Here is a 23,835-nt window from a genome sequence, read left to right as displayed (position 1 = left end):
GGTCTGCTCGACCTAAAATCTGAATCCGCTCTAGAATCAAAGAAGTAGAGCGTGATGCCGAAAACCGCCTACACTTTTCGGCATCACGCTCTGTCAAAAAGCACGATCCCGAAAAGGCCGAGGCAGCTTTCGGGCAAGATCGCGCTCACGTTTCCAGAGGTCGCGCCATGCAAAAGCTCACCATCCGCCGTCCTGACGACTGGCATCTGCATTTGCGTGACGGAGCCATGCTCGAAGGCGTGATCGGCGATACCTCCAGGCATTTCGCCCGCGCCATTATCATGCCCAATCTGGTGCCGCCCGTCGTGACGACGGCAGATGCGACCGCCTATCGCGAGCGCATCCTTAAAGCGCTGCCGGCCGGCGATCGCTTCCAGCCGCTGATGACGCTCTACCTCACCGAGCACACCAGCCCCGACGATGTCGAGGACGGCAAGAACACCGGCCTGATCACGGCCGTCAAGCTCTATCCGGCGGGCGCGACGACCAACTCCCACGGCGGCGTGCGCGATCTCAACAAGGCGATGCCGGTGCTGGAGCGCATGGCGAAGATCGGCCTGCCGCTCTGCGTCCATGGCGAAGTGACGACGCCCGAGGTGGATATCTTTGATCGCGAGGCGGTGTTCATCGAAACCGTGCTCGATCCGCTGCGCAAGCGTCTGCCGGAACTGAAGGTCACGATGGAGCATGTGACGACGTCGGACGGCGTCAACTACATCAAATCGGCAAAAGCAAATCTCGCCGGCTCGATCACGACGCATCACCTGATCATCAACCGCAATGCCATCCTCGTCGGCGGCATTCGCCCGCATTATTACTGCCTGCCGGTCGCCAAACGCGAGAGCCATCGTCTGGCGCTACGTGCAGCCGCAACGAGCGGCGACAGCAGGTTCTTCCTAGGCACGGATTCGGCTCCCCATGTCGATCCGCTCAAGGAATGCGCCTGTGGCTGCGCTGGCATCTATACCTCGATCAATACCATGAGCTGCCTTGCCCATGTCTTCGAGCAGGAAGGCGCGCTGGACAAGCTTGAGGCCTTCGCATCGCTGAACGGACCCGCATGGTATGGGCTGCCGGTCAACGAGGACAGCATTACCCTGGTGCGTTGCCCAGATGCCGTGACGTTCCCGGCCAAGATCGAAACGGGTGCCGGTCTGGTCACCGTTTTCGATCCTATGTTCCCTTTGCACTGGGACGTTGAGGGCTGAATTTAGATGCAGATTATATAGGTAAATTCAAATTTACACGTAATGTTGTAGTAATGCGTCCGTATTTGCCGCAATATGGAACGTATATTTTACTGATATATATATTCTTTATTATTTGCCGTAACCAATTTGATACCCCTTGAAGTCTAGCGTGTCATCGATCCCCCGCGGTAGAAACGAAACCGTTGAAAGAGCATGATGCTGGTCGATTATAACTCTCTCCTTCTCGCCCTTGGCGTTTCCGCGTCCTGTCTCGCGGTCACATTGGTGGGAAGCTGGTTTTCTCGCCGGCCCGATACCTTTCTGCTGACATGTTCTGCCGGCCTGGTGCCCATCGTGGGTGGTATTTTCATTTACGGCGCCTATGTCGACCAGCCGCGGCCGATTTTTGCCAACCTGACTTTCGTGCTGTTTTTCATCGGCTTTGCGACCATCTGGATGGCGGGCCACCAGTTCCGCACGCGCCGCCTCTCCAAAGCTCGCTTCGCTCTGGGCTGCCTGACCGGCATCGGCGCTTCGATGGGACCTATGCTCGCCGGCTACGATGGGCTGGCTTTCATCGCCGACAATATCGTCATCAGCGTGCTTTTGCTTCTGACGGCGCGTGAATATTGGTTGAGCCGGCGTGAAGCGCCCACACCTCTCTACGGCATCACCGCGCTTTACACGCTGACCGCCATTTCCTTTGCGCTCTGCGCGGCTGTGCTGATCGCCGATGGCAAGCTTGTGCTCGGCCATGCTCCGGACAATTGGGCTGAAGATGTCAGCCTTGCCGTCTGCATTGCCGGAATGACGGGGATCGGCGCATTGTCGCTTGCGCTGCACCAGTGGCGCCAGGCTGCATTCCATCGCCAGGAGGCGATCACCGATTCCCTGACAGGGCTGCTGAACCGCCGGGCCTTGTTCGATCTCTACGGTCGCCGCAGCTTCGGCCCATCCATGGCTGTCATCATCTTCGACATCGACCGCTTCAAGACGATCAACGATCAGCACGGCCACGCCACCGGCGACCTCGTGCTCAAGCTTTTCGGCCAGGAGCTTGCCTTCGGTTTGCGGCCTTCCGACACGGTAGCACGCCTTGGTGGCGAGGAATTTGCGCTCGTCCTCGACAATGCGCTGCCGGGTCGCGCGGAGCAGGTTGCCGAGCGGGTGCGTGATGCCTTTGCGGCGAGGGCGGTCAGCATCGAAGACAAGACTTTGGTCTGCACCGTCAGCGCTGGCGTTGCCACCGGCACAGTCAAGGGCTTGGGCTTTGACGATGTGCTTCGCGCCGCCGACAAGGCGCTCTACGAGGCCAAGCGAAACGGCCGCAACCGTGTCGAGGTTGCGGCCTATCTGCATGCCGTCTAACCGGTCATCTTCAGGGGCTGCAGCTGCTCTTTCGATGCGTTCAGAACAGGGCTTTGACGAAGGCGCAGGCGGCCAATAGGGAAGCCACCGTGCGTACATGGTTCCACCAGACCCAGTCGCTGAGATAGGTTGACCATAGCTGTGCGGACTCCGCGGAATGGCCGTCGACCTTGTCGAGGGCGTCGTTCAGCGGCACATTGAACACCATCGTCGAAAGAAAGCTTGCGAGGATATAGAGTGCTGCACCCGCCAGCATCAGCATGCTGATGCTGCCCCGCCAGTAGAGAATTGCCATCACCGCGATGAAGAGCGACAGAGCGGCCGTCAGCAGGAACAGCACGATGAAGGGCGAGCGCACGATCGTCGTGTTGATCGATTGCATGGCAACGATCCCCTGATCGATGGGAAGGCGAGCGAAGGCCTGCATGATGAAGGTCGAGAAGGCAAAGTAGACGCCGGCGAGAAGGCCGCTGCTGAGTGCTGCGACGATGAGGGCGATATTGGTGATCGGAAAGGTCATGACTAGACACTCCAGATGCCGGTTGCGGCGGTTTGACGAGCATAATCGGAAAAATCTTTCGGCTGCCTGCCGAGGATCCGGTTGACGCCGTCCATCACAGGCGAATTGCGGCCATCAAGGACCTGCGTGAAAAGCTCGTGCAGGAGATCGGTCGTCTCTTGCGGCAGGCCGTAAGCGGTCATCTCGGCGATGAAGGCCTCGATCGGAACGGTTTCATACCCAATGATCCCGCCGGAGGCCGCCGCGATTTCGGAAACCGCCTGACGAAAGGTCAGGGCGCGAGGTCCGGTCAGTTCGTAGGTCCGGTTGCGGTGACGAGGATCGATGAGACACGCGATGGCCGCGTCGGCGATATCGTCGGCATCGACGAAAGGCTCCGGCACATCGCCGGCCGGCAGGGCGAGCTTGCCCTGAAGAAGCCCGTCGACGAAAGCGCCTTCGCTGAAATTCTGGTTGAACCAGCTGGCGCGTAGCACGGTGTAGTCGACGCCGGCGGCCTTGAGATTTTCCTCGCTGCGAACCGCGCCATCCTCGCCGCGCCCGGAGAGCAGCACGATGTGCCGCACGCCCGCTTCGATCGCCGCTTTCGCGAAGCCGGCGATGGCCTCCGCTGCCCAGTCGACCGAAAGGTCCGGCTGGAACGTGACATAGGCGGCGGAAGCGCCTTCCAGCGCCTGATGCCACGTAGCGCGATCCTGCCAATCGAAGTTCGGTGTTGTCGAGCGGGAGGCGGCGCGGACCGTGATGCCGCGCTCCTTCAGCCGCTCAGCGACCCGGCCGCCGGTTTTTCCCAATCCGCCGATGATGGCAATTGTGGAGATCTGCATTTTAAGCTCCTCCAGTGTAAAATGTGATAAATTCTCTCATTTGCAGAATGTGATAAACTCTCTTATATTGCTTGTCAACGGTGACAGGCAGGGAAAGACATGACGCAGGAACAGATCGCGAGGCGCAGGCGCAGCAAGGACGAGGCGGGCACGCCGCGTCGCATACCCAGTCAGCAGCGCGGCCGTGAACGGGTGGAGCTGATCCTTTCGGTGGCATCCGAGCTGATTGCAAAGAACGGTAGCGATGCCCTGCGCATGGGCGAGATCGTCGAAAAGGCCGGCGTCTCCTTCGGCTCGCTCTATCAATATTTCCCGGACAAAACGGCGATCATCCGCGTGCTGGCCGAACGTTTCAACGAGCAGGGCCGGCAATGCGTCGAGGACGAGCTGCTGGCGATAAAGAGTGCGGATCAGCTCCAGGCCGCCCTTAGCCGCATCGTCGATGGCTACTACGCGATGTTTCTCGATGAACCCGTCATGCGTGACATCTGGCACGCCACCCATGCCGACAAGCTGCTGCAGCAGGTCGATGCCGAGGACATGGAATGGCATTCGCAGGCTTTTCTCACCGTGCTCGAACGTCTGTGGCCGGAGCGCGATCATTCCGAACTTGCAAGGATCGCCCGATTGACCATGCAGCTGGTCGCAGCTGCCGTCCGCTACGCGATTTCGATCGAACGGGAAGAGGGCGACAAGGTCATCGCGCTGTTCAAGGCGATGCTCCCGGCCGATCTTGGGCTCGTCCGGTAACCCGGCAGAGCCGCCTTTGTCCGCGGCAGGTCCGACGATACCTGCAAAAGCTCCTATTCGTCTGGAAACTCGGGCCGCTTGCTGCTATTGCCGCTGGAACATTAGCGCTGCGAAGGAGGCCCCGCATGACCCAGATGACTTTTACCGATCGCGCCATCATGGCTGAGTTGGTGGCCAGGATGCTTTGGGAGATCAAGGCGGTCCATTTCAGCGCCGACAAACCCTATAAGCTTGCCTCCGGCATGGCGAGCCCGGTCTATATCGACTGCCGCAAGCTGATCTCCTATCCGCGCATCCGCTCGACCGTCATGGATTTCGCCGCAAGCATCATCGTGCGCAATGCGGGCTTCGAGCAGTTCGATTGCGTTGCCGGGGGCGAGACGGCGGGCATTCCCTTCGCCGCCTTCCTGGCGGAGCGGCTGAACCTGCCGATGATCTATGTCCGCAAGCAGCCGAAGGGGCATGGCCGCAACGCCCAGATCGAAGGCGATATGCGCGACGGCGCCCGCGTGCTTGTCATCGAGGATCTGACCACGGCCGGCGGCAGCATGTTTACCTTCATCGATGCCATCCGCGCGGCTAGCGGCATCGTCGACCATGGCATGGCGCTGTTCTATTACGGCATCTTCCCCGAGGCGGAAGAACGTTTTGCCAATGGAAGGGTCCGCCTGCACCATATCGCCACCTGGCGCGATGTGCTCGCTGTCGCCAAGGAACAGAAGCTGTTTGATGACAAGACGCTCGCGGAAGTCGAGGCCTTTCTCAATGCACCGCTCGCCTGGTCCGGACGGAATGGCGGCATTTCGGAGCTGCTCACAAACTGACGCTTTGCTTTTGCCGTGAATTTATCTAATCGATTTATGAGACTGGATAAGACAGACGCGCTCTTTGGGAGGCCGGAATGATATTGTGCTGTGGCGAAGCTTTGATCGACATGCTGCCGCGGGAGACGACGCAGGGCGAAAAGGGCTTTGCCCCCTATGCCGGCGGTGCGATCTTCAACACCGCGATAGCACTCGGCCGTCTCGGCGTTCCCACGGGCTTCTTCACCGGTCTCGCCGATGACATGATGGGCGATATCCTGCGTGAGACGCTGTCGGCCTCCAAGGTCGATTTCAGCTATTGCGCGATTACGCCGCGTCCGAGCACGATCGCCTTCGTCAAGCTCGTCAACGGCCAGGCGACCTATGCTTTTTATGATGAAGGCACGGCCGGCCGCATGATCACCGAGGCCGACCTTCCGGCGCTCGGCGACGATTGCGAAGCCCTGCATTTCGGTGCGATCAGCCTGATCCCCGACCCTTGCGGCGCGACCTATGAGGCGCTGATGAAGCGCGAGCACCAGGGCCGCGTGATCTCGCTTGATCCGAACATTCGTCCGGGTTTCATCAAGAACAAGGCCGCGCATATGGCGCGTCTCAACCGCATGGTCGCCATGTCCGATATCCTGAAATTCTCCGATGAGGATCTGGAATGGTTCGGGATTCCTGGCAATCACGATGAGCTCGCTGCCCATTGGCTCGGCCAGGGCGCAAAGCTCGTCGTCGTTACCAAGGGTGCGGAAGGCGCAACCGGCTATACCAAGTCGCTGAAGGTCTCTGTTCCGAGCGAGCGCGTCACGGTCGTCGACACGGTCGGCGCCGGCGACACCTTCGACGCCGGCATTCTGGCGTCGCTGAAGATGAACAACCTGCTGACCAAGACGCAGGTAGCTTCACTCGACGAGAAGGCCTTGCGGGATGCACTGGCCTTGGGCGCCAAGGCTGCGGCCGTCACCGTCTCGCGCGCTGGCGCCAATCCGCCTTGGGCGCATGAGATTGGGCTTTAAGAGGTCCTATCGCGCACCTTGGCGGGCGAGATAACCTTTGCGTTTGCCGCACTTTCGCATATAGCCCATCACCGAAAAAAGCCCCGCCTGACGCAACAGGCGGGGCCATCTTGTTTTTGTCGAAGAGACTTTTACTTCGCGCGGCTTGCCAGGGCAGCCACCAGCCCTTGGGTCGAGGAATCGTGACCGGCGGCGCTTTCCTTGCCTTCGATCACAGGCAGCAGGCCCGTTGCCAATTCCTTGCCGAGCTCGACGCCCCACTGGTCGAAGGAGTTGATGCGGAAGAGCACGCCTTCGACGAAGACGCGGTGCTCGTAGAGGGCGATCAGGCGGCCGAGCGCATAGGGCGTCAGCTTGTCGTAGACGAAGGTGATCGACGGGCGATTGCCGGTGAAGACGCGGTGCGGCGCGATGAAATCGGCCTTTTTGTCGTCCATGCCCTTAACGGTGAGCTGAGCTTTAGCCTCTTCGAAGGTGCGGCCTTTCATTAGCGCTTCCGACTGCGCCAGGCAATTGGCCATCAGCAGCTGATGCTGGTGGCGCAGGTTCGGCTCGAAGCCGTTGGCGGCGATCATGAACTCGGCCGGGATGACGCTCGTGCCCTGGTGGATGAGCTGGTAGAAGGCGTGCTGGCCGTTGGTGCCGGGCTCGCCCCAGACGACCGGGCCGGAATTGCCTTCGACCGGCGCGCCGTCGATGGTGACGCCCTTGCCGTTCGATTCCATGTCGAGCTGCTGCAGATAGGCCGGGAAACGCGACAGGCGCTGGTCATAGGGCAGGATCGCGCGGGTCGGGTAGCCGAGCACGTTGCGATGATAAAAGCCGATGAGGCCGAGCAGCATCGGCAGGTTTTCCTTGAAGGGCGCCTGGCGGAAATGGTTGTCCATCGCATGCGCGCCATTGAGGAACTTGCCGAAGTTTTCCGGGCCGATGGCGACCATCAGCGGCAGGCCGATGGCCGACCAGATCGAGTAGCGGCCGCCGACCCAATCCCAGAAGCCGAAGACGCGCTCGCTGTCGATGCCGAAGGCGGCGACCTTGTCGAGCGCCGTCGAAACGGCGGCAAAGTGATGCTGCACGGCGGCTTCGCCGAGCGCGTCGGCGATGAACTTGCGCGCCGTCTGGGCGTTGGTCATCGTTTCGATCGTCGTGAAGGTCTTGGATGCGACGATGAAGAGCGTCGTGTCAGGCGAAACGAGCTTCAGAATATCGGCGATATGGGCGCCGTCGATGTTGGAGACGAAGTGCGAGCGCGGGCCGTCATGAAAGGGGGCCAGCGCCAGCGTCGCCATGACCGGGCCGAGGTCGGAGCCGCCGATGCCGATATTGATGACGTCGGTGATTGCCTTGCCCGTGGAGCCCTTCAGCGCGCCGGAGCGGATGCCGTCGGCAAACTTGCCCATGGCGGCCAGAACGCCGTTGACGTCGGGCATGACATCCTTGCCGTCGACGAGTACGGGTTTGTTGGAGCGGTTGCGCAGCGCGGTGTGCAGCACGGCACGGTCTTCGGTGAAGTTGATGGCGACGCCCGAGAACATTTCCTCGCGCTTGGCCGCGATGCCACCCTCGGCTGCGAGTTTCTCGAGCAGGGCGAGAATTTCGTCGTTCACCGCCGTCTTGGAATAATCCATCAGCAGGTCGTCGACCGAAGCGCTGAAGCGGGAAAAGCGCTTGGGATCGGCGGCAAAGGCGGCACGGATATCGGTGGCCTTCGTTGCCGATGCGGCGCTCTTCAGTTGATCGACGAGGGCGTTCATGGGAGACTCCTTGCGGTTCGCGCCGCTTGCCGTCCGAAGAGGGCAGGGCACTCTGAGTTGGTCGCGGAAACTATTCCCTATGTAGGGCGTAAATCAAGTTCACGTATCATCCAAAACGAAAAAAGCCGCTCGCGAAATAGGGCGAGCGGCTTCCTGAATGACACGGAATTATGTCAGCCGCGCAACTCCTTACGCAGGATCTTGCCGACGTTCGATTTCGGCAGTTCCGAGCGGAATTCGATGAAGCGCGGGCGCTTGTAATTGGTCAGGTTGGCTGCGCAATGAGCCTTAACGTCGGCCTCCGTCAGCGCCTGATCCTTCTTGACGATGAAGAGTTTCACCGCCTCGCCGGAATGCGGATCGGGCACGCCGATTGCAGCGGCCTCCAGAACGCCCGGGTGCATGGCGGCCACTTCCTCTATCTCGTTCGGATAGACGTTGAAGCCCGATACCAGGATCATGTCCTTCTTGCGGTCGACGATCTTGGTGAAGCCGCGCTCGTCCATGAAGCCCATATCGCCGCTGCGGAAAAAACCGTCCAATGTCATCACGCGTGCGGTTTCGGCCGGCTGCTTCCAGTAGCCGGCCATCACCTGCGGCCCGCGGATACAGATCTCGCCGACCTCACCGAGCGGCAGCGAATTGCCGTTCTCGTCGCGAATGTCGAAATCGGTGCCTGTTATCGGCAGGCCGATCGTGCCGCTGAATTCCGGGCTGTCGAAACGATTGGCGCTTGCGACCGGCGATGTCTCGGAAAGGCCGTAGCCTTCGGTGATCCAGGCTCCGGTCATCTTCTGCCAGCGCTCGGCGACCGGTCGCTGCACCGCCATGCCGCCGGCAAGCGTTGCGGTGTTGGACAGATCGAGCTTGGTGAACTCGGGATTGTTCATCAGCGCATTGAACAGCGTGTTCAGGCCGGGGAACATGTCGAACTTGTATTTGCCCAGCTCCTTAATGAAGGCCGGTATGTCGCGCGGATTGGCGATCAGGACGTTATGGCCGCCGAGCGACACGCCCATCAGCGAATTCACCGTCAGCGCGAAGATGTGATAGAGCGGCAGCGCGCAGACGAAGGTCAACTGCTCGGGGCGCGGCTTGTTGATGTAGGCGGATTGCAGCCAGAGCAGCAATTGCAGCTGGTTGGCGAGCAGATTGGAGTGCGTCAGGATCGCGCCCTTGGCAACGCCGGTCGTGCCACCGGTATATTGCAGGAAGGCGATGTCGCTGCCGGTGAGCGTGGCCGGCTTCAAAGGCAGGCGTGCGCCCTCGGAGATCACCCCCTTGAAGCTGCGGTGGCCGGGGATGGACCATGCAGGCACGAGCTTTTTCACCTTGCGGACGATGAAGTTGACGACGTGGCCCTTGACGCCGAGCATGTCGCCGAGCGCTGTGACGACGACATGGCGCACATCCGTATGCGCCAGCACCTGCTCCACCGTATGGGCGAAATTCTCCAGAACGAAGATCGCCTTGGCGCCGCAGTCGCGCAGCTGATGCTCAAGTTCACGCGGCGTGTAGAGCGGATTGACGTTGACGACGACGAGGCCGGCGCGAAGGATGCCGTAGGTGGTGACCGTGTTCTGCAACACGTTCGGCATCATGACGGCGACGCGGTCGCCCTTCTGAAGGCCGAGGCTCTGCAGCCATGCGGCTATCTTGCGCGTTTGCGTGTCGAGATCGCGATAGGTGATGGATTTGCCCATGCTGGTAAAGGCGAGGCGGTCGGCGTACCGCGCGCAGCTTTTCTCCAGCAGATCGACGAGTGATGCATGCTCCAACGGCGGCAACTCCGCCGGTACGTTGTCCGGATAAGACGCGAGCCATATTTTCTTGACCTGCGGTCTATCCGAAGGAGCGGAGACTGAATTCATGCGCACTTCCTCCTTTACGCATCATCACCACGCCCCGCCGTCCTGGGACGGCGGTTATGTAAAGTGTCACTGCGCGATCGAAAAGTCTCCCGCTTTTCACATCGTCGCAGCCTTTGCTCTCAACTAAATCATCGAGCATCACGAAGCTACAATAACCTTGACGTAAACGTCAACAAACGTTCTGCGCTCACGTTTTTTTATAGTTTTGAAAAAAGGACTGGAACTTTTGCAATAACGGAGCGTTAATAGGCCCGTGGGTTTAAACCCATCGGAGCATCGTGCTGCCCCAAAGAGCAGATCGGACGCTCCACGATTTTATGTGACGCGTATCCAAAAGGAGGTGCGCATATGCATAAAGAGAGTGCCGAAATCTCGGGCCGTGACCTTTACATCAAGGACATGTCGATGCTGGTCGCCTGCGATCGGGTCGAGGGATCCAGGGTATTCGGTTCGGATGGCAAGCAGATTGGTCATATTGAACGCCTGATGCTCGAGAAAAGTGATGGACGCATCGCTTTCGTCATTTTGAGCTTCGGCGGCTTCTTCGGCATCGGCCAGGAACACTACCGGCTGCCGTGGGAGAAGCTGCGCTACGATGCCCGCATCGACGGCTATCGCGTCAGCATGACCAAGAACGACATCGAAAAGGCGTGCCGTTTCGCCGCCAAGGATGATCACGACCCTAAGAATCATGGCCACAAGAGCCACGATTATTTTGGCGTGCCGCCCTATTGGATGTGAGCGTGCCGATGAAGCCAGTTCGGCAAGCCCCGCCGACGCGGGGTGTCGATATGCGTGGTTCTATTGAAACCGCCCATGCCTTTGCACCACTTCGATCTTGTAGCCGTCAGGGTCGGTAACGAAGAAAAAGAGCGCAAAGAGTTTCCCATCCCGATTGAGTTCGACGATGTTGCCGGGGTTCAACCCCAGCGCGGTCATGCGCGCATGCTCGTCTTTCAGCTCCACGACCGAGACCGCGAGATGGCCGTAAGCCTCCCCCAACGGATAGGGCGCGGTACGACCCTGGTTGATTGTCAATTCCAGCTCGAAGCCTGTTTCGTCATTGCTGAGATAGATCAGCGTGAAGGTCTCGAAGGCGATGCGGTCGGCGATCTTCAGGCCGAAAGCCTTGTCGTAGAATTCGATCGAGCGCGCTTCGTCGAGCACGCGGATCATCGAATGAATCATCTTGGCCATCGGTGCCTCCATCGATCGTCAGGGCATGTCACTACTAGAGCGTGATGCCGAAAAGTGTAGGCGGTTTTTGGACGACATCACGCTCTACTTCTTTGATCCTAGAGCGGATTCAGATTTTAGATCGATTCGACCTAAAATCATCCGGCTCTAGGAGCCAATGCCACCGGCAACCGGGGAAGGCAAGTATGCGGAAATGCACCATCGCTGCGCCTCGGTGCAGATCCGGGGTTTTCGCATGGCGATCGGTCTGCTTAACTCCCGCGCGCTGAGGCATACGATTGAGGGGGAAATCCATGTACTACGCCATTCTGGCCTATCACGAGGAAGGTATCGTCGAATCCTGGAGCAAGGAGGAGGATGCTGCATTGATGACCGAGCTGCTTGAAATCAACGATCGCATGGTTGCGCAAAAGTCGCTGGGGCCGGCTGCGCGGCTCGGCTCGACCCAGAACGCCGTCACATTGCGCGGGCCGGGCGCGGGGCTGGTCATCGACGGCCCGTTTGCTGAAACCAAGGAACAATTGCTCGGCTTCTACGTCGTCGATTTTCCGATGCTCGATGCGGCGGTCGAAGCCGCGCGCGAACTGCGCCGCGCCAATCCGACCGCCGTCTATGAAATCAGGCCGGTCGCGCTTTACCTGCCCGGCGCGCCTTTGCCTTCCGGCGAAGGCAGTTGATGAAAACATATGCGGCGCCGGTCGTAAGGGCTGGTGGCGGCCTTCGCTCTCAATGGGATTGCAATCCGATCTTGCTGGTGACTGACCGCTCGATCATTTCCATGCCGTCATAGATCAGCACCGCCATCAGGCCGACGATCAGGCCGCCCTGCAGGATGAAAGCGGTGTTGTCGTTGATCAGCCCGGCGATGATGACTTCGCCGAGCCCCTTGGCGGCGACGGTGGAGCCGATCGTGGCGGTGCCGATATTGATGACGGTCGCGATCTTCAGCCCCTCGATGATTAGTGGCAGGGCAAGCGGCAGCTCGACGCGGAACAGGCGTTGCCAGCCGCTCATGCCCATGCCGTCGGCGGCATCGATCACCGAGGCCGGCACCTGCTGCAGGCCGGCAACCGTGTTTTCGAAGATCGGCAGCAGCGCATAAAGGAAAAGCGCGATCAAGGTAGGCACCGCGCCGAAGCCGGTGGTCGAGATCGCAAGCGCCAGCACGGCAACCGGCGGGAAGGTCTGCCCGGCATTGGCGATCGCCCGCGACAGCGGCAGGAAATCGGCGCCGATCGGCCGTGTGACGAAGATGCCGCCGAGAACGGCCAGGATCCCGCTTGCCGCAATCGAGATCAGGATCAGCTCGAGATGGCTGAGCGCCAGGCTCGGCAGGCTGTTCTGCGTATAGATCGGCGACGCCCCGAATTTGGTCAGCGGCGCAAGAATGGGCGTTAGCCACTCCGGACGAAACAGCAGCACCAGCAGCAGCGCCAGCGCGAGGAAGCGAAAGAGATTGGCGGCGAGAAATTTCATGCTTTGCGGCCCAACTCGATCAGATGCCGGATCGAGATCGAACCGACAGGCATCTTGCGCTCGTCCTCGACCGTCGCTTCGTCCGCGCCCTGCCAGATCAATTCGGCCAGGGCGTCGCGGAGGTTGAGCGTCTGCGGCAGGCTGTGGCCGAGACCGGGCCGAGGCGGCTGCATGCTTTCCTTGAGCGGCAGCAGCGACATCAGCTTCAAGGCTCGGTCGGATGTGCCGGTCAGCTGCTGCACGAAAGGATCGGCCGGCTCGGTCAGGATCTTCTCCGGCTCGGAGCATTGCAGCAATTTGCCTTCACTCATGACGGCGATCCGGTCGCCGAGATGGAAGGCCTCGTCCATGTCGTGGGTCACGAGAATGACGGTCGTGCCGAACTGCTTCTGGATGGCGAGCAGATCATCCTGCGCCTTGCCGCGGATGACGGGATCGAGTGCACCGAAGGGCTCGTCCATCAAAAGCAGCTCGGGCTCGGCCGCAAGCGCGCGTGCGACGCCGACGCGCTGCTGCTGGCCGCCGGAAAGCTGGCTCGGATATTTGCCGGCAAAGGTGCCGGGGTCGAGATGGAAGAGATTGAGGAGTTCTTCGACGCGACTGTCGATGCGGGTCTTCTCCCAGCCGAGCAGCTCTGGGACGGTGGCGATATTCTGCGCGACCGTGCGATGCGGAAACAGCCCATGGCCCTGGATGGCATAGCCGATGCGGCGGCGAAGCTCGGTCGCCGGCACGTTCATGATATCCTCGCCGGCAACAGAGATGCGGCCTTCCGATATCGGCACCAGCCGGTTGATCATGCGCATCAGCGTCGACTTGCCGGAACCGGAGGTGCCGACGATGACGGTGATCGTGCCCTTTTCCATGCTCATGCTGACATTGTCGACCACGGTGGCGCTGCCATAACGCTTGGTAACGCCCTTGAGCTCGATCATGTTGGTCATGCGCGTTGTCCCCGGATGCTGTCGATGACCGCATCGAGGATGACGGCCGATGAGAAGGCTAAAAAGACCGTCGGCACGGCGCCGAGCAGCACGAGGTCATTGGCCGTCTGGCCGATGCCCTGGAAGATGAAGAGGCCGAAGCCGCCGCCGCCGATCAGCGCCGCCACGGTGACGAGGCCGATTGCCTGCACCAGCACGATGCGGATGCCGGTGAGGATGACCGGAAAGGCGAGCGGCAGGTCGATGCCGGTCAGGATCTGCCGGCGCGTCAAGCCCATGCCGGCGGCGGAATCGCGCACGGAAGGGTCGACGCCGGCAAGGCCGACGACTGTATTGGCGACGATCGGCAATAGCGAATAGATGATCAGCGCCACCAGCGCCGGCGCCACGCCGATGCCCTTTATGCCGATCGCGGCGGCGAAGGGCACATTGGCGGCGATATAGCCGAGCGGCAGCATCAGAATGCCGAACAGCGCCAGGCTCGGGATGGTCTGCACCAGGCTCAGCGCCCGCAGCACCACGGCGCGGATGCGCGGCTGCCAGTAGCAGAAGATGCCGAGCGGCAGCGCAAGCACGATGGCGATGGCGACGGAGCCGAGGGAGAGGAAGACATGGCCAAGCGCTTCGTGCCAGAACTTGTCGGCATTGTTGGCGTATTCCTTCATGATCGAGAGATTGTCGAGCAGGCCGGAGCGCAGGACGGCGGCGAGCAGGGCGGCATAGAGCGCCAGCGCCGCGACCCTCAGCCATGGCGTCAGCCGCAGCTTCACCAGGGCATCCGAGATCATCAGCCCCACGACGGCCAGCAACACCCAGAAAGAGCCGCCGGGCGTGATGCGGGCCACGGTGTTCGCCGCCGGGGTCGCGGCAGTCGAGACGAGACCGAGCGTGACGATGAGCATGGCGATCGCGAGCGTGGCGATGCCGAGGCGGATGATCTGATTCTGCAGGAAAAGTGCCGCAAGCGCCGCCGCGGCGAGAAGGACGAGCAAGATTATGGCGGACGGCTGACTTATGAGCTGGGTCAGCAGCTGAGGCTTGCCGGCGGCGATGCGGTTCGCCTTGACGATGATGAACGGCATCCAGGCCATTGCCAGCGCGCCGCCCGCCACCAGCACCACTCCGAGACGGTCTACTCGGCGGACCGCTAGCGCATCTTCCATCAGGCAAGCTCCGTCAGCGCATGAGCCCAGAATTCAAGGCTGGTTCGGACAAGACCATGCCCATTCGAATGTCCGCGGCCCCACTTTATCAAAATGGGGCCGCCGGAGCAGCGGCAAAGCTTTACTTCAGGAAACCATTGTCCTTGAGGTAGGATTCGGCAACGGCCTTGGCCGGCTCGCCATCGACCTGAATGCGGCCGTTCAGCTTGCGCAGCACGTCGGCGGTTAGGCCTTTGAAGATCGGAGCCAGAACCTCTTCGATCTTCGGATTGGCCTTCAGCACGGCTTCGCGGATGATCGGCGTCGGAGCGTAGACCGGCTGCACGCTCTTGTCGTCCTCGAGAACGGTCAGCTCGGCCGCTTCGATGGCGCCGTCGGTACCGTAGACCATGGCTGTGTTGACGCCGTTGGTCTGGTCGGCCGCGGCCTTGATCGTTGCCGCCGTATCGCCGCCCGAGAGCACGACTTCCTGATCCGGCTTCAGCTTGAAGCTGTAGGTGGTCTCGAAGGCCGGCAGGGCCGCCGGAGAATTGACGAACTCGGAGGAGGCGGCGATCTTGACCGCGCCGCCGCCGGAAATCCACTTGCCGAAATCGGACATGGTCTTCAGCTTGGCCGGGCCGGCGACATCGTTGCGCACGGCGATCGCCCAGGTGTTGTTGGCGGGCGACGGCGTCAGCCAGACGATCTTGTTGGCGTCGTAGTCCAGCTTCTTGGCGAGGTCGTAGCCCTGCTGCAGGTTCTTCCAGGCGGCATCGTCGGCCTTGTTGAAGAAGAAGCCGGCATTGCCTGTGTATTCGGCATATATATCGATCTCGCCAGCGGTGATCGCCTTGCGCACGACCGGCGTCGTGCCGAGCGCGATGCGATCCTGCGCCTTGATGCCGTTGGCGTTGAGTGCTGTGAGGATGATGTTGCCGAGCAGCGTTCCTTCGGTGTCGATCTTTGAGGAAACGACGACGTCGGCGGCGCTGGCGCCACTGGCAAGGAGGGCCGTCAGCGTGGCGGCAAGTGCAAGCTTCTTGAACATGATGTTTCCCTTTGTACCCCGTTAAATCTTTGTTCCGCTTGCCCGTGCCGCCTGGCAAGGCCGCAGTCCGGACAAGCAGGCTTCGAGCGGGCCGGCGGCCCACAGGCGAATTCGTGGCTGCTTCAGGCACGTAGCGCTCATCGCGGAAAAGTCGATGTCGCCCCGGATTCCCGTTGCAGTCGCGCGATTATGACGAGCGTACTCGACATTCGCGCGAAATTGGATTTCTTTTTTCGGGGGCAAGTGCGTTTGTTTTTGTTCCCCTTACCCGTTTGGCGCTGTTCCGATCTCATTTTTGCGGCTGGATCAGTGGGGCGACAAAGAAACGATAGCTGTCGCTTTTCGGCTTAGGGATATCTTTTTTTGAGAACACGTCATATTGTCGGGATATCGTTGATATTGCTGCGGTCGAGCCAGGATACGCGCCGCGGCTGAGAGGGATCTGATTTGTATCTCGGCGCATTGTTCGTAGCCGACATGGTGTTCTCCGTCGGCTCGGTGAGGGAGACCGCGCGGCGGCTATCTTTTTCGGCATCGACCGTCTCCGGTGCCCTGCGGCGGCTCGAAACGGAGCTCGCCATGAAGCTTGTCGAGCGTGCCTCTGGTGAGCTTGCGACCCTTCTGGCGAGTTCCAAGGTTCAGAAGGGGCTGCAGCCCATTCTCAGTGGCATGCGCCAGCTTTCGACCCTGATGAAGGAACCGCCGGCTCCAAAGAACTACGACCAATGGGCCGCACGCCTGCCGCTGAAGATCGCCACCATCGAACGCTTCCTTGAGGTTGCCGATCAGGGCAGCATCAATCGCGCCGCCCGCCGCCTTAGACTGGGTCAGCCGCAACTTTCTTTGCAGATTGCCAATCTGGAGGAACTGTTCGGCTGCCGCCTGTTCGCCCGGCAGGCGCAGGGTTCTGTGCTGACGGAGGCCGGACAGGAAGTTCATGCTATCCTCTCCGCCATTGCGCAGGCCTGGGACGAGATGAAAGCAGCAGCGGACGAGCGCTTCCAGCGAACCGCCCGCGCCGTGCGCATCGGCTCGATCATTCCCACAGGCTCGGAAAGCTGGGTGGCGCGCTCGCTGGCGAGCCTGGTATCGCGCTGGAACATCGGCGGTAACAGCAACATGCTGTCGCTGCTGCTGATGACGGCCGACGATCTGCGCGAAGCACTTCGATCCGGTCGCATCGACGTCGCCATCGTCGATTCCGTCTTCGGCCTCGATGCTTTCGAGCATATGGAGCTGGTGGCGACCGACATGGTGGCGATCGCCCCGCCCGACAGCACCGAGCAGACGTTTGCCGCGCTCTTGGAAAACCATCCGCTCTGCGTGCCGAGTCCCCGCACCGGCATCGGCAATGCCGCGACCGCTTTCGGTTATGACAGCCGCGATCGCCGCCGGTTTCGCGGCCGCGACATCACCTCGGCCGACTCACTGCCCGTCATCGTCGATCTCGTCGCCAATCACGGTTACGTCTCGTTTCTCGGCCGCGTCAGCGCCTTGCCGATTGCCGACAAGGTCCGGATCGTCGATCCGGATGAGCTCCTGCCATTGTCCTATCATCTCGCCCATAATGGCCGCAAAGCCTCGGTCGAAGCCTGCCGGCTGATCCAGCAGGCGGTTCTCGAATTGGTCGGTGATATGGCGATGCCGCGAAAGCGCTTGCCCTCCCGAAGCTAGCGGAACTATTGCGCCATTTTCGCGTTCGGGTAGGTTAGGTTAGTCCGGGCGTACGCAGCCGGGGGGCTCGTTCGGCACCCAAGGAGACCATAGATGAAAATTCTTGCAACGGCGCTTATCGCATTTGGCATTCTCGCTTTACCCGCTACCTACGCCGAGGCGCGTGATCATCATCACCGCTGGCACCATCATCGTCCGGTCGTGAGGCATCATCACCACCGCCATCATTATTATCGCCCGCATCATGGCTGGCATCACCATTACGGCTGGCGGCATCAGTCACGCCATCATCGCTGGCACAGCCAGCCGCATTTCTCGCATAACTGACGATCGCGGATAGATGCGAAAACGGCGCCTCGAGCGCCGTTTTTTGACAGCCCGCGCGATTGACCATTACCTCCCATGCCGGACCGTTAACGTCGCAATGGCCCTCACGCTAAGCTTGCGATTTCGCCGCCTGCGCCATCGCGGTCGACGAGCGGAGGCTTCGCAGGCCTATGGGCGATAGAAGGCACCGCGAAAGTGCCTGCCGGCCACCCCCAAAGTGGAACTATCGAAGGCTCAATTGCGTTTATTATCTGGTCCGGACGACGCGAATGATCCGAGTCGCGTTTGCGTCCGGCGTTCAAGGAGGCTGGAAATGAAAATTCTGGCAACAGCGCTTATAGCGCTAGGCATGCTCGCGCTGCCTGCAACCCACGCCGAAGCGCGTCGTCACCACCACCATTGGCACCATCATTATCACCGAGTGATGGTCTATAGTCACTACTATTATCCTCGCCACTACTATCGCCCGTATTACCGTCCATATCCCTATTACTACCGGCCCTATTATGGCTATGACGAACCCTACTATGGCGGCTATCAGCCATTGTACTCGTTCGGTTTGTTTGGTGGCTTCGGTGGATTTCACCACCACCATCGCCACAGCTGGGACGGCGACCGTGGATACTATCATGGCGGCTACCACGGCTGGCATGGCGGCGGCAGACATTGGCGCTATTACAGCCAGCCGCACTTCTCGCACAACTGACGAGCCGGCCGATGGCAAAACGGCGCCTTTCGGCGCCGTTTCCTGATGAGGCTGGATCGGCTCAAGCCGGGTTCAGCACATGAACGGCGCGGTCGGCCATCAGATGCTTCACCTTCTCGCCGTAAGCGGCCATATGCGCGGACGCCGAATGGGCCTTCAGCGCCTCCATGCTTGCCCATTTCTCGACCACGACGAACGTATCAGGCCCGAAGGCCGGATCTGCTCCCTCGACATCGACGACGGCGGAATATTCGATGCAGCCGTCTTCGGCATGAACGGCCGGAACATTCGCCTGGAAGACGTTAAGCACCTCGGCACGCTTGCCGGGCTTCGCGGTGAGGATGGCGAGAACATGGATCATGATGATGTCCTTGAAACGATAGGCAATAGGGATGATGAATAACACGCGCCGCAGATTGCGCGGCCGGTTTCAATCTCTATCACGGAACGGCGCCATCCAAACGCCGAACTTCGGTTTTGTTGGTTGCGCGATGAATCCGGCCGAACGGGGCGGCCTCACATTCGGTTGATATGCTTCGGATCCAGCGATCCGCTCAGCAGATGGCCGAAGGCGATGAGGTTGCCCTGCAGACGGCCGCGCCGGTCGATATAGGGCGGCGGGCTGACGGAGCCGGCGAGGTTTGAGGCGACATTGCCGCCCATCAGTTTCAGCGCCCATTTCAGCGAGACGGAGCGCTTCTTGACGAGATAGAGCGGATTGGCGACCTGGGAATATCCCAGGCGCAGGCCCGATGTGCGCCCGGCCTTGACGCCGAGATGGACGCCGCGCAGGCGATTGAACTTGACGATCTTTCCGAAGGGACGCAGCCGCCGGCACAGGTCGACATCTTCCTGCCAGGCGTAGAGCGGCAGATCCTCATCGAAATAGATACCATTTGCGAGCATCGCCTTCCGGCGGAAGATCATGTTGCAGCCATAGGCGTTATGCGTGTCCTCGATCGTCGGTGCCGGAAAGGGAGTGGCATCGGCTGCGAGCGCTTCGTCGGCTTCTCCCGCCGTCAGGCCCGGGCCAAGGATACCGTCACGGACGACCTCGCCGGTTGCCACGACGATCTCTTCATCGGCCTCGAACAGGGCTTCCGCCTCGGCGAGATAGTTCGTTGCCGGGAAGAAATCGTCATCGAAGAAGACGACCACATCGATGCCGACAGCCGCATCGATGATGGCATTGCGTTGCGGGCAGCTCCCCTGGGGCGAGGAGAGGACCGTTACCGGAAAAGGCGCAGAACTCAAGCGCGCCATGTCGATATCGTCATGCTTGGCCGGGCAGAGGAAGAGGTGATCCGGCTTGCGCTCCTGTGTCGCAAGCCTGTCGATCATTGCGGCGAGTATAGCCTTGCGACCGCATGTTGCCACGCCAACGGCAATCTTCATGTGCATCCCCCGAGTATTATCCCAAGGCGCACAAAACCATCGAAATCTGAATCTTTGGTTGTATTAATAGCCTGCATTCAACGCATCGCCATAAAGCCGTTCTATCCGCCGGCAGCGAGACGGTCAGGCATTCGGTCGGAGGGGCGTGCGGTGGTCGCCGCCGATGTCGGACTTCAGGTCCATCAATTGCGAAGAACGCTTCTGGCCGATTGCAGCCGCGCGCACTGATTTTAAATTGGCTCACTTGAAATCACTGGGTGTGTAAGGCGCGCATTTATAGGGTGTCGAGCCTTCCTTATCGCGAGCGACCGCATTCCCTTCGGGATCAAGCTTCAAAGTCCAGGACGTTTGTAAGCCGTTCGACCCCATGAAACCTCCGGTGAAGGTCATGTCGTCTCCTTGCCGGTTGAATCCGGTGACACCGCCGAGGTGGCGTTGATATTCCTGCGAGCGCATGACGACGCCGACGAGAGCCGCTGATCCGGTGGACGCTGAAAGACCGTATCCGCCATTGGGCGCACAAGGCGTCATGCCGGAGATAAACGGGCCGCTGACGCAACTGAGGACATGGCCGAACTGCTTTTTGGAATTCAGGTGAACGTATACATTGTCGTTGCCGTCACCCTTGCAGAGCAGATGCGTCGGCTTCTCTGCAGGAGCTGCCAACGCCGTTCCAGCGGCTGCCAGATAGGCGGTGGCAGCGATTGCGTTCATGAGCTTCATTGAGGTCTCCGGTTCAGCCATCTTCGGCTCGCGCTTTCGAAAAGTCGAGCGCAGCCTATTTTGTTCTTGATGACATCCGATCCCTGAATAGGCGCTTCGGAGTGCGATATTGCAGCAACGAATACAGAGCAATGCGGCACCAAGGAACGGCAGCGCGGATCATTCGATGTAAAGTGTTTGGAAACAAATGGTGCCGCTTACGTGACTCGAACACGTGACCCCATCATTACGAATGATGTGCTCTACCGACTGAGCTAAAGCGGCATTCTGCGGAGCATTCGGTTCGGCCCCGCGATTTGCATGGCGCTGATACAGTCTATGCGGTCAGATTTCAAGCGCTCAAATCGCCAATTGGCAAAAAAGCGAGACGCCTGTGAAAAAAGCACCGCATTTCGGTGGCGATCAAAGCGACAGCCGGGCGCGTGCCTGCCGGTATTCCGCCTCCAGCCGGTCGACGAGTGCTGAAACGGGCTGGATGGATTTGACGGCGCTGATGCCCTGGCCGGAGCCCCAGATATCCTTCCAGGCTTTCACGCCGGTCGTGGCGGCTTCGAAGTCCATTTTCGAAGGGTCGGCCTCGGGCAAATTGTCGGGATCTAGGCCGGCGGCGCGGATCGAGGGCTTCAGATAATTGCCGTGAACCCCGGTGAAATAGTTGGAATAGACGACATCGACGGCGGTGCCCTCGACGATCGCCTGTTTGTAGGCGTCGGCGGCGCGCGCTTCCTCCGTCGCGATGAAGGGCGAGCCGATATAGGCGAGATCAGCGCCGGCCGCCTGCGCCGCCAGAATGGCGCCGCCGGTGGCGATGGCGCCGGCAAGCAGCAGCGGTCCGTCGAACCATTCGCGGATCTCCTGTACGAGCGCGAAGGGCGAAAGCTGGCCGGCATGGCCGCCGGCACCCGCCGCCACGGCGATCAGCCCGTCCGCACCCTTGCGGATCGCCGAGTTCGCATGCCGGTTGTTGATGATGTCGTGCAGCACGATGCCGCCATAGGAATGCACGGCCGCATTGACCTCGGGCACGGCGCCGAGCGAGGAAATGACGATCGGCACCTTGTACTTCACGCAAAGCATGAGGTCGTGCTCCAGGCGCCTGTTTGACGTATGGACGATCTGATTGACCGCAAATGGAGCTGCCGGCCGCTCCGGATTTGCGGCATTGTATGCGGCAAGATCCTCGGTGATCATCGCCAGCCACTCGTCGAGCTGGCTTTCCGGGCGCGCGTTGAGCGCCGGAAAGGAGCCGACGACGCCAGCCTTGCATTGCGCCAGCGTCAGCGCCGGATGCGAGATGATGAAGAGAGGCGAAGCCACGACCGGCAGGCGCAGACGTTCGGTCAGGATGGAGGGGAGGGCCATGAACATCATCCGATATTTGACGTTTACGAAAACGTCAAAGGGATAGCAGATGTGGCGTGCGAGGGGAAGATGGGGGAAGAAGCAGGCAGAAGCAGGCAGTCGGCAGTGGGCAGTGGGCAATAGTGACTGACCGCATCCGCGATTGAGGCTCTTCCCTACTGCCTACTGCCTACTGCCTACTGCCGATGCCTCCCTCCACCCCATTTGCGTCGTCTTTGCCATTTATCCCCGCCCGAGTGCCCGCGGCTCCCGCCGGAGGCTTGCGTATTGCCGGATGGGACGTTACCGAATCCGGTTAACGAATGATAAAATATGGCTGTCTTGCTCGTGGAGTATGCGAGTATGCCGCGAGTAAGAGTAAAGGACCTGATGTGAGCGGATTAGAAACGGCTATCAGAAGCGCGTTGGAGCGGTCCGATCGCGCCAATCCGGAGATCCGGGCTCGCATCTATCAATCGGCACGGCAGGCGCTGGAAGCCGGTCTTCGCAAGCAGGACATTACCGATATCGACGTCGTCGCCGGCCAGCGTCAGCGGCTGGAAGCGACGATCCGGCAGATCGAGGCCGAAGAGCGCACCCGCCCGGCGCAGGAGGTGCCCGTTTCGCCGGAGCTCGACGCCCCGCATGTTTCCTCCGCTCCGCCTGGGTCGGAAACCGTGCAGCGGCCGGATCCGGTCATGAGCGTGCGCGGTGAAACCCGCGATCCGCCGCTTTCGGCGCGCGCACCCGCGGCGGCCGAGCCGGTGTCGGCGGAGCCCGCGGCGCATGAGAGCGATTTCGGCGACATGCGCGCCGGACCCGCCGATCATCTCGGCGCGGATAGCGATCCGCGACCGGCGGCAGATGCGCCGGCCCCGGCCCGATCGATGAACTTCAAGCCTGAGCGGGCCGCCGTGCGCCGCAAACCCCGCAAGTTCTTCTCGCGCCTGCTGATCTTCTGCATCCTGCTGGCCTTCCTTGGTGTCGGCGCCTGGTGGATCAAGACATCAGGCGTGTTCATGTCCGCCGCGCAGAGGGATACGAGCGTGCGCAACCCGCCGGCCCATGTCGATTCGCAGGATTTCAGCGGCAATAGCGGCGATGAAGATACGTCCGACGAGGACGATAACAGCGGTCCCGTCAACCCTGGACTGGCGACCATCGACCCGCAGAACAGCTTTTCCGACGAATGGGTCGAAGTCCTGAAGCCGACGGACGCGCAGAAGGTCGCAACCGGCCAGCAGTCGAAGGCGGAAAATATCTCGGAAAATGAGGGGCCGGCCGTGCGGCTGACCTCGCTCAGCAGCGGTTCGGATGGCAATGCGACGGTCGAAGTGCCCGTCAATGTGCTGCAGCAGATGGCAGGCAAGGCATCGACGGTCGCACTGACGCTGCAGTCCACCTCGGACGCAGCGACGCAGATCACCGTGGAATGCGATTTCGGTTCGCTTGGCCGCTGCGGACGCCATCGCTTCACCGTCAGCCGCCAGAAGACGGATGCGCTCTTCCAGGTTCAGTTCGATCGCTCGCTGGCGCCGACCAGTCCCGGCCGCCTCATCATCAACAGCGATGTCGACGGCAAGGCTCGCGGCGTCAATGTCTACGCCATCCGCGTTCTGCCCGGGCAATAAAGCATTTCCAGGAAAAATGCGCAGCGGTTTTCCGTCCGGAATGCATTGAGAAATAAGAAGATGGAGCGTTTTCGCGATTCGAAGAAAACCGGAATGCTCCTGACCTACGGCTCGTAC

The 23,835-nt window shown here is 60.7% G+C and carries 24 protein-coding genes and 1 tRNA gene; 11 read left to right on the top strand and 14 right to left on the bottom strand.

Going from position 1 to position 23,835, the window contains the following annotated elements; translation table 11 throughout:
- Positions 1-167: 167 nt before the first annotated feature.
- Complete coding sequence (pyrC, locus tag HGP16_RS16730) at positions 168-1,208, top strand: dihydroorotase (RefSeq protein ID WP_168841150.1); 1,041 nt, start codon at positions 168-170, stop codon at positions 1,206-1,208.
- 198 nt (positions 1,209-1,406) lie between these two features.
- A complete protein-coding gene (locus tag HGP16_RS16725) occupies positions 1,407-2,558 on the top strand; it encodes a GGDEF domain-containing protein (RefSeq protein ID WP_168841429.1) in 1,152 nt (383 codons plus the stop codon).
- 40 nt (positions 2,559-2,598) lie between these two features.
- Here HGP16_RS16725 and HGP16_RS16720 read toward each other — a convergent pair whose 3' ends face one another.
- Entirely contained in the window at positions 2,599-3,078 is a 480-nt protein-coding gene (locus HGP16_RS16720; RefSeq protein ID WP_168841149.1) for a DUF1772 domain-containing protein, read from the bottom strand.
- Positions 3,079-3,080: 2 nt separating this feature from the next.
- The gene (locus HGP16_RS16715) at positions 3,081-3,905 is read right to left on the bottom strand and encodes an SDR family oxidoreductase (protein ID WP_168841148.1); all 825 of its coding nucleotides are present in this window, start codon (positions 3,903-3,905) and stop codon (positions 3,081-3,083) included.
- A gap of 99 nt (positions 3,906-4,004) precedes the next feature.
- Between HGP16_RS16715 and HGP16_RS16710 the strand changes: the two genes are divergently transcribed.
- The 3 genes from HGP16_RS16710 to HGP16_RS16700 all read left to right on the top strand — a co-directional run bounded on the left by HGP16_RS16710 (position 4,005) and on the right by HGP16_RS16700 (position 6,483).
- A complete protein-coding gene (locus HGP16_RS16710) occupies positions 4,005-4,655 on the top strand; it encodes a TetR/AcrR family transcriptional regulator (protein ID WP_168841147.1) in 651 nt (216 codons plus the stop codon).
- A 125-nt stretch (positions 4,656-4,780) separates the two neighbouring features.
- A complete protein-coding gene (locus HGP16_RS16705) occupies positions 4,781-5,479 on the top strand; it encodes an orotate phosphoribosyltransferase (protein WP_168841146.1) in 699 nt (232 codons plus the stop codon).
- 77 nt (positions 5,480-5,556) lie between these two features.
- On the top strand, positions 5,557-6,483 hold the full coding sequence (locus HGP16_RS16700) for a carbohydrate kinase (protein WP_168841145.1): 927 nt from the start codon (positions 5,557-5,559) through the stop codon (positions 6,481-6,483).
- Positions 6,484-6,614: 131 nt separating this feature from the next.
- Here HGP16_RS16700 and pgi read toward each other — a convergent pair whose 3' ends face one another.
- Together pgi and HGP16_RS16690 are read right to left on the bottom strand one after the other, a co-directional pair.
- Positions 6,615-8,240 (bottom strand): glucose-6-phosphate isomerase, encoded by a 1,626-nt coding sequence (gene pgi, locus HGP16_RS16695; protein ID WP_168841144.1) that lies wholly within the window; start codon positions 8,238-8,240, stop codon positions 6,615-6,617.
- Positions 8,241-8,413: 173 nt separating this feature from the next.
- A complete protein-coding gene (locus HGP16_RS16690; protein WP_168841143.1) occupies positions 8,414-10,111 on the bottom strand; it encodes a long-chain fatty acid--CoA ligase in 1,698 nt (565 codons plus the stop codon).
- A gap of 348 nt (positions 10,112-10,459) precedes the next feature.
- Here HGP16_RS16690 and HGP16_RS16685 point away from each other — a divergent pair, with 348 nt between their 5' ends.
- A complete protein-coding gene (locus HGP16_RS16685) occupies positions 10,460-10,852 on the top strand; it encodes a PRC-barrel domain-containing protein (protein ID WP_168841142.1) in 393 nt (130 codons plus the stop codon).
- A gap of 60 nt (positions 10,853-10,912) precedes the next feature.
- Here the strand turns inward: HGP16_RS16685 and HGP16_RS16680 are convergent, their stop codons facing one another.
- On the bottom strand, positions 10,913-11,308 hold the full coding sequence (locus tag HGP16_RS16680) for a VOC family protein (RefSeq protein ID WP_168841141.1): 396 nt from the start codon (positions 11,306-11,308) through the stop codon (positions 10,913-10,915).
- 293 nt (positions 11,309-11,601) lie between these two features.
- Here HGP16_RS16680 and HGP16_RS16675 point away from each other — a divergent pair, with 293 nt between their 5' ends.
- Positions 11,602-11,985, top strand: a complete 384-nt coding sequence (locus HGP16_RS16675) for a YciI family protein (protein ID WP_168841140.1) — start codon at positions 11,602-11,604, stop codon at positions 11,983-11,985.
- A gap of 49 nt (positions 11,986-12,034) precedes the next feature.
- Here the strand turns inward: HGP16_RS16675 and HGP16_RS16670 are convergent, their stop codons facing one another.
- The 4 genes from HGP16_RS16670 to HGP16_RS16655 form a co-directional block, all read right to left on the bottom strand.
- Positions 12,035-12,784 carry an ABC transporter permease gene (locus HGP16_RS16670; protein ID WP_168841139.1) on the bottom strand — a complete coding sequence of 250 codons (750 nt, stop codon included), beginning with the start codon at positions 12,782-12,784 and terminating at the stop codon, positions 12,035-12,037.
- Positions 12,781-13,719: an ABC transporter ATP-binding protein gene (locus HGP16_RS16665; RefSeq protein WP_246703520.1), complete on the bottom strand. Its 939-nt coding sequence runs from the start codon at positions 13,717-13,719 to the stop codon at positions 12,781-12,783. Before HGP16_RS16665 ends, HGP16_RS16670 begins: the two co-directional genes overlap by 4 nt.
- 5 nt (positions 13,720-13,724) lie before the next feature.
- Positions 13,725-14,891: an ABC transporter permease gene (locus tag HGP16_RS16660; RefSeq protein WP_168841137.1), complete on the bottom strand. Its 1,167-nt coding sequence runs from the start codon at positions 14,889-14,891 to the stop codon at positions 13,725-13,727.
- Between the two features lie 121 nt (positions 14,892-15,012).
- Entirely contained in the window at positions 15,013-15,921 is a 909-nt protein-coding gene (locus HGP16_RS16655) for an ABC transporter substrate-binding protein (RefSeq protein ID WP_168841136.1), read from the bottom strand.
- A 447-nt stretch (positions 15,922-16,368) separates the two neighbouring features.
- On the opposite strand from HGP16_RS16655, the gene HGP16_RS16650 reads away from it, so the two are divergent.
- From HGP16_RS16650 to HGP16_RS33770, 3 genes are all read left to right on the top strand, one after another.
- Positions 16,369-17,595, top strand: coding sequence for a LysR family transcriptional regulator (locus tag HGP16_RS16650; protein ID WP_168841135.1), 1,227 nt, complete (start codon positions 16,369-16,371; stop codon positions 17,593-17,595).
- Positions 17,596-17,688: 93 nt separating this feature from the next.
- Positions 17,689-17,922, top strand: coding sequence for a hypothetical protein (locus tag HGP16_RS16645; RefSeq protein WP_168841134.1), 234 nt, complete (start codon positions 17,689-17,691; stop codon positions 17,920-17,922).
- Positions 17,923-18,235: 313 nt separating this feature from the next.
- Entirely contained in the window at positions 18,236-18,628 is a 393-nt protein-coding gene (locus HGP16_RS33770; protein WP_205926597.1) for a hypothetical protein, read from the top strand.
- A 61-nt stretch (positions 18,629-18,689) separates the two neighbouring features.
- On the opposite strand, the gene HGP16_RS16635 is transcribed toward HGP16_RS33770, so the two are convergent.
- From HGP16_RS16635 to HGP16_RS16615, 5 genes are all read right to left on the bottom strand, one after another.
- Complete coding sequence (locus tag HGP16_RS16635) at positions 18,690-18,989, bottom strand: putative quinol monooxygenase (RefSeq protein WP_168841133.1); 300 nt, start codon at positions 18,987-18,989, stop codon at positions 18,690-18,692.
- Positions 18,990-19,144: 155 nt separating this feature from the next.
- Positions 19,145-20,023: a glycosyltransferase family 2 protein gene (locus HGP16_RS16630; RefSeq protein WP_168841132.1), complete on the bottom strand. Its 879-nt coding sequence runs from the start codon at positions 20,021-20,023 to the stop codon at positions 19,145-19,147.
- 240 nt (positions 20,024-20,263) lie between these two features.
- The gene (locus tag HGP16_RS16625; protein ID WP_168841131.1) at positions 20,264-20,746 is read right to left on the bottom strand and encodes a hypothetical protein; all 483 of its coding nucleotides are present in this window, start codon (positions 20,744-20,746) and stop codon (positions 20,264-20,266) included.
- A 188-nt stretch (positions 20,747-20,934) separates the two neighbouring features.
- Positions 20,935-21,010, bottom strand: a tRNA-Thr gene (locus HGP16_RS16620).
- 138 nt (positions 21,011-21,148) lie between these two features.
- Positions 21,149-22,108 carry an NAD(P)H-dependent flavin oxidoreductase gene (locus HGP16_RS16615; protein ID WP_168841130.1) on the bottom strand — a complete coding sequence of 320 codons (960 nt, stop codon included), beginning with the start codon at positions 22,106-22,108 and terminating at the stop codon, positions 21,149-21,151.
- A 371-nt stretch (positions 22,109-22,479) separates the two neighbouring features.
- On the opposite strand from HGP16_RS16615, the gene HGP16_RS16610 reads away from it, so the two are divergent.
- A complete protein-coding gene (locus HGP16_RS16610) occupies positions 22,480-23,718 on the top strand; it encodes a hypothetical protein (RefSeq protein WP_168841129.1) in 1,239 nt (412 codons plus the stop codon).
- Positions 23,719-23,835 lie beyond the last annotated feature (117 nt).

It is taken from the genome of Rhizobium sp. P40RR-XXII (assembly GCF_012641405.1).
Lineage (GTDB): Bacteria > Pseudomonadota > Alphaproteobacteria > Rhizobiales > Rhizobiaceae > Rhizobium.
The sequence above is the reverse complement of the archived record's forward strand: the minus strand, read 5'-3'. Positions and strand labels throughout refer to the sequence as shown.

Coding starts and splice junctions, on each gene's coding strand:
- pyrC (WP_168841150.1), top strand. CDS start 168: ATGCAAAAGCTCACCATCCGCCGTCCTGACGACTGGCATCTGCATTTG.
- HGP16_RS16725 (WP_168841429.1), top strand. CDS start 1,407: ATGCTGGTCGATTATAACTCTCTCCTTCTCGCCCTTGGCGTTTCCGCG.
- HGP16_RS16720 (WP_168841149.1), bottom strand. CDS start 3,078: ATGACCTTTCCGATCACCAATATCGCCCTCATCGTCGCAGCACTCAGC.
- HGP16_RS16715 (WP_168841148.1), bottom strand. CDS start 3,905: ATGCAGATCTCCACAATTGCCATCATCGGCGGATTGGGAAAAACCGGC.
- HGP16_RS16710 (WP_168841147.1), top strand. CDS start 4,005: ATGACGCAGGAACAGATCGCGAGGCGCAGGCGCAGCAAGGACGAGGCG.
- HGP16_RS16705 (WP_168841146.1), top strand. CDS start 4,781: ATGACCCAGATGACTTTTACCGATCGCGCCATCATGGCTGAGTTGGTG.
- HGP16_RS16700 (WP_168841145.1), top strand. CDS start 5,557: ATGATATTGTGCTGTGGCGAAGCTTTGATCGACATGCTGCCGCGGGAG.
- pgi (WP_168841144.1), bottom strand. CDS start 8,240: ATGAACGCCCTCGTCGATCAACTGAAGAGCGCCGCATCGGCAACGAAG.
- HGP16_RS16690 (WP_168841143.1), bottom strand. CDS start 10,111: ATGAATTCAGTCTCCGCTCCTTCGGATAGACCGCAGGTCAAGAAAATA.
- HGP16_RS16685 (WP_168841142.1), top strand. CDS start 10,460: ATGCATAAAGAGAGTGCCGAAATCTCGGGCCGTGACCTTTACATCAAG.
- HGP16_RS16680 (WP_168841141.1), bottom strand. CDS start 11,308: ATGGCCAAGATGATTCATTCGATGATCCGCGTGCTCGACGAAGCGCGC.
- HGP16_RS16675 (WP_168841140.1), top strand. CDS start 11,602: ATGTACTACGCCATTCTGGCCTATCACGAGGAAGGTATCGTCGAATCC.
- HGP16_RS16670 (WP_168841139.1), bottom strand. CDS start 12,784: ATGAAATTTCTCGCCGCCAATCTCTTTCGCTTCCTCGCGCTGGCGCTG.
- HGP16_RS16665 (WP_246703520.1), bottom strand. CDS start 13,719: ATGATCGAGCTCAAGGGCGTTACCAAGCGTTATGGCAGCGCCACCGTG.
- HGP16_RS16660 (WP_168841137.1), bottom strand. CDS start 14,891: ATGGAAGATGCGCTAGCGGTCCGCCGAGTAGACCGTCTCGGAGTGGTG.
- HGP16_RS16655 (WP_168841136.1), bottom strand. CDS start 15,921: ATGTTCAAGAAGCTTGCACTTGCCGCCACGCTGACGGCCCTCCTTGCC.
- HGP16_RS16645 (WP_168841134.1), top strand. CDS start 17,689: ATGAAAATTCTTGCAACGGCGCTTATCGCATTTGGCATTCTCGCTTTA.
- HGP16_RS33770 (WP_205926597.1), top strand. CDS start 18,236: ATGAAAATTCTGGCAACAGCGCTTATAGCGCTAGGCATGCTCGCGCTG.
- HGP16_RS16635 (WP_168841133.1), bottom strand. CDS start 18,989: ATGATCCATGTTCTCGCCATCCTCACCGCGAAGCCCGGCAAGCGTGCC.
- HGP16_RS16630 (WP_168841132.1), bottom strand. CDS start 20,023: ATGAAGATTGCCGTTGGCGTGGCAACATGCGGTCGCAAGGCTATACTC.
- HGP16_RS16625 (WP_168841131.1), bottom strand. CDS start 20,746: ATGAAGCTCATGAACGCAATCGCTGCCACCGCCTATCTGGCAGCCGCT.
- HGP16_RS16615 (WP_168841130.1), bottom strand. CDS start 22,108: ATGGCCCTCCCCTCCATCCTGACCGAACGTCTGCGCCTGCCGGTCGTG.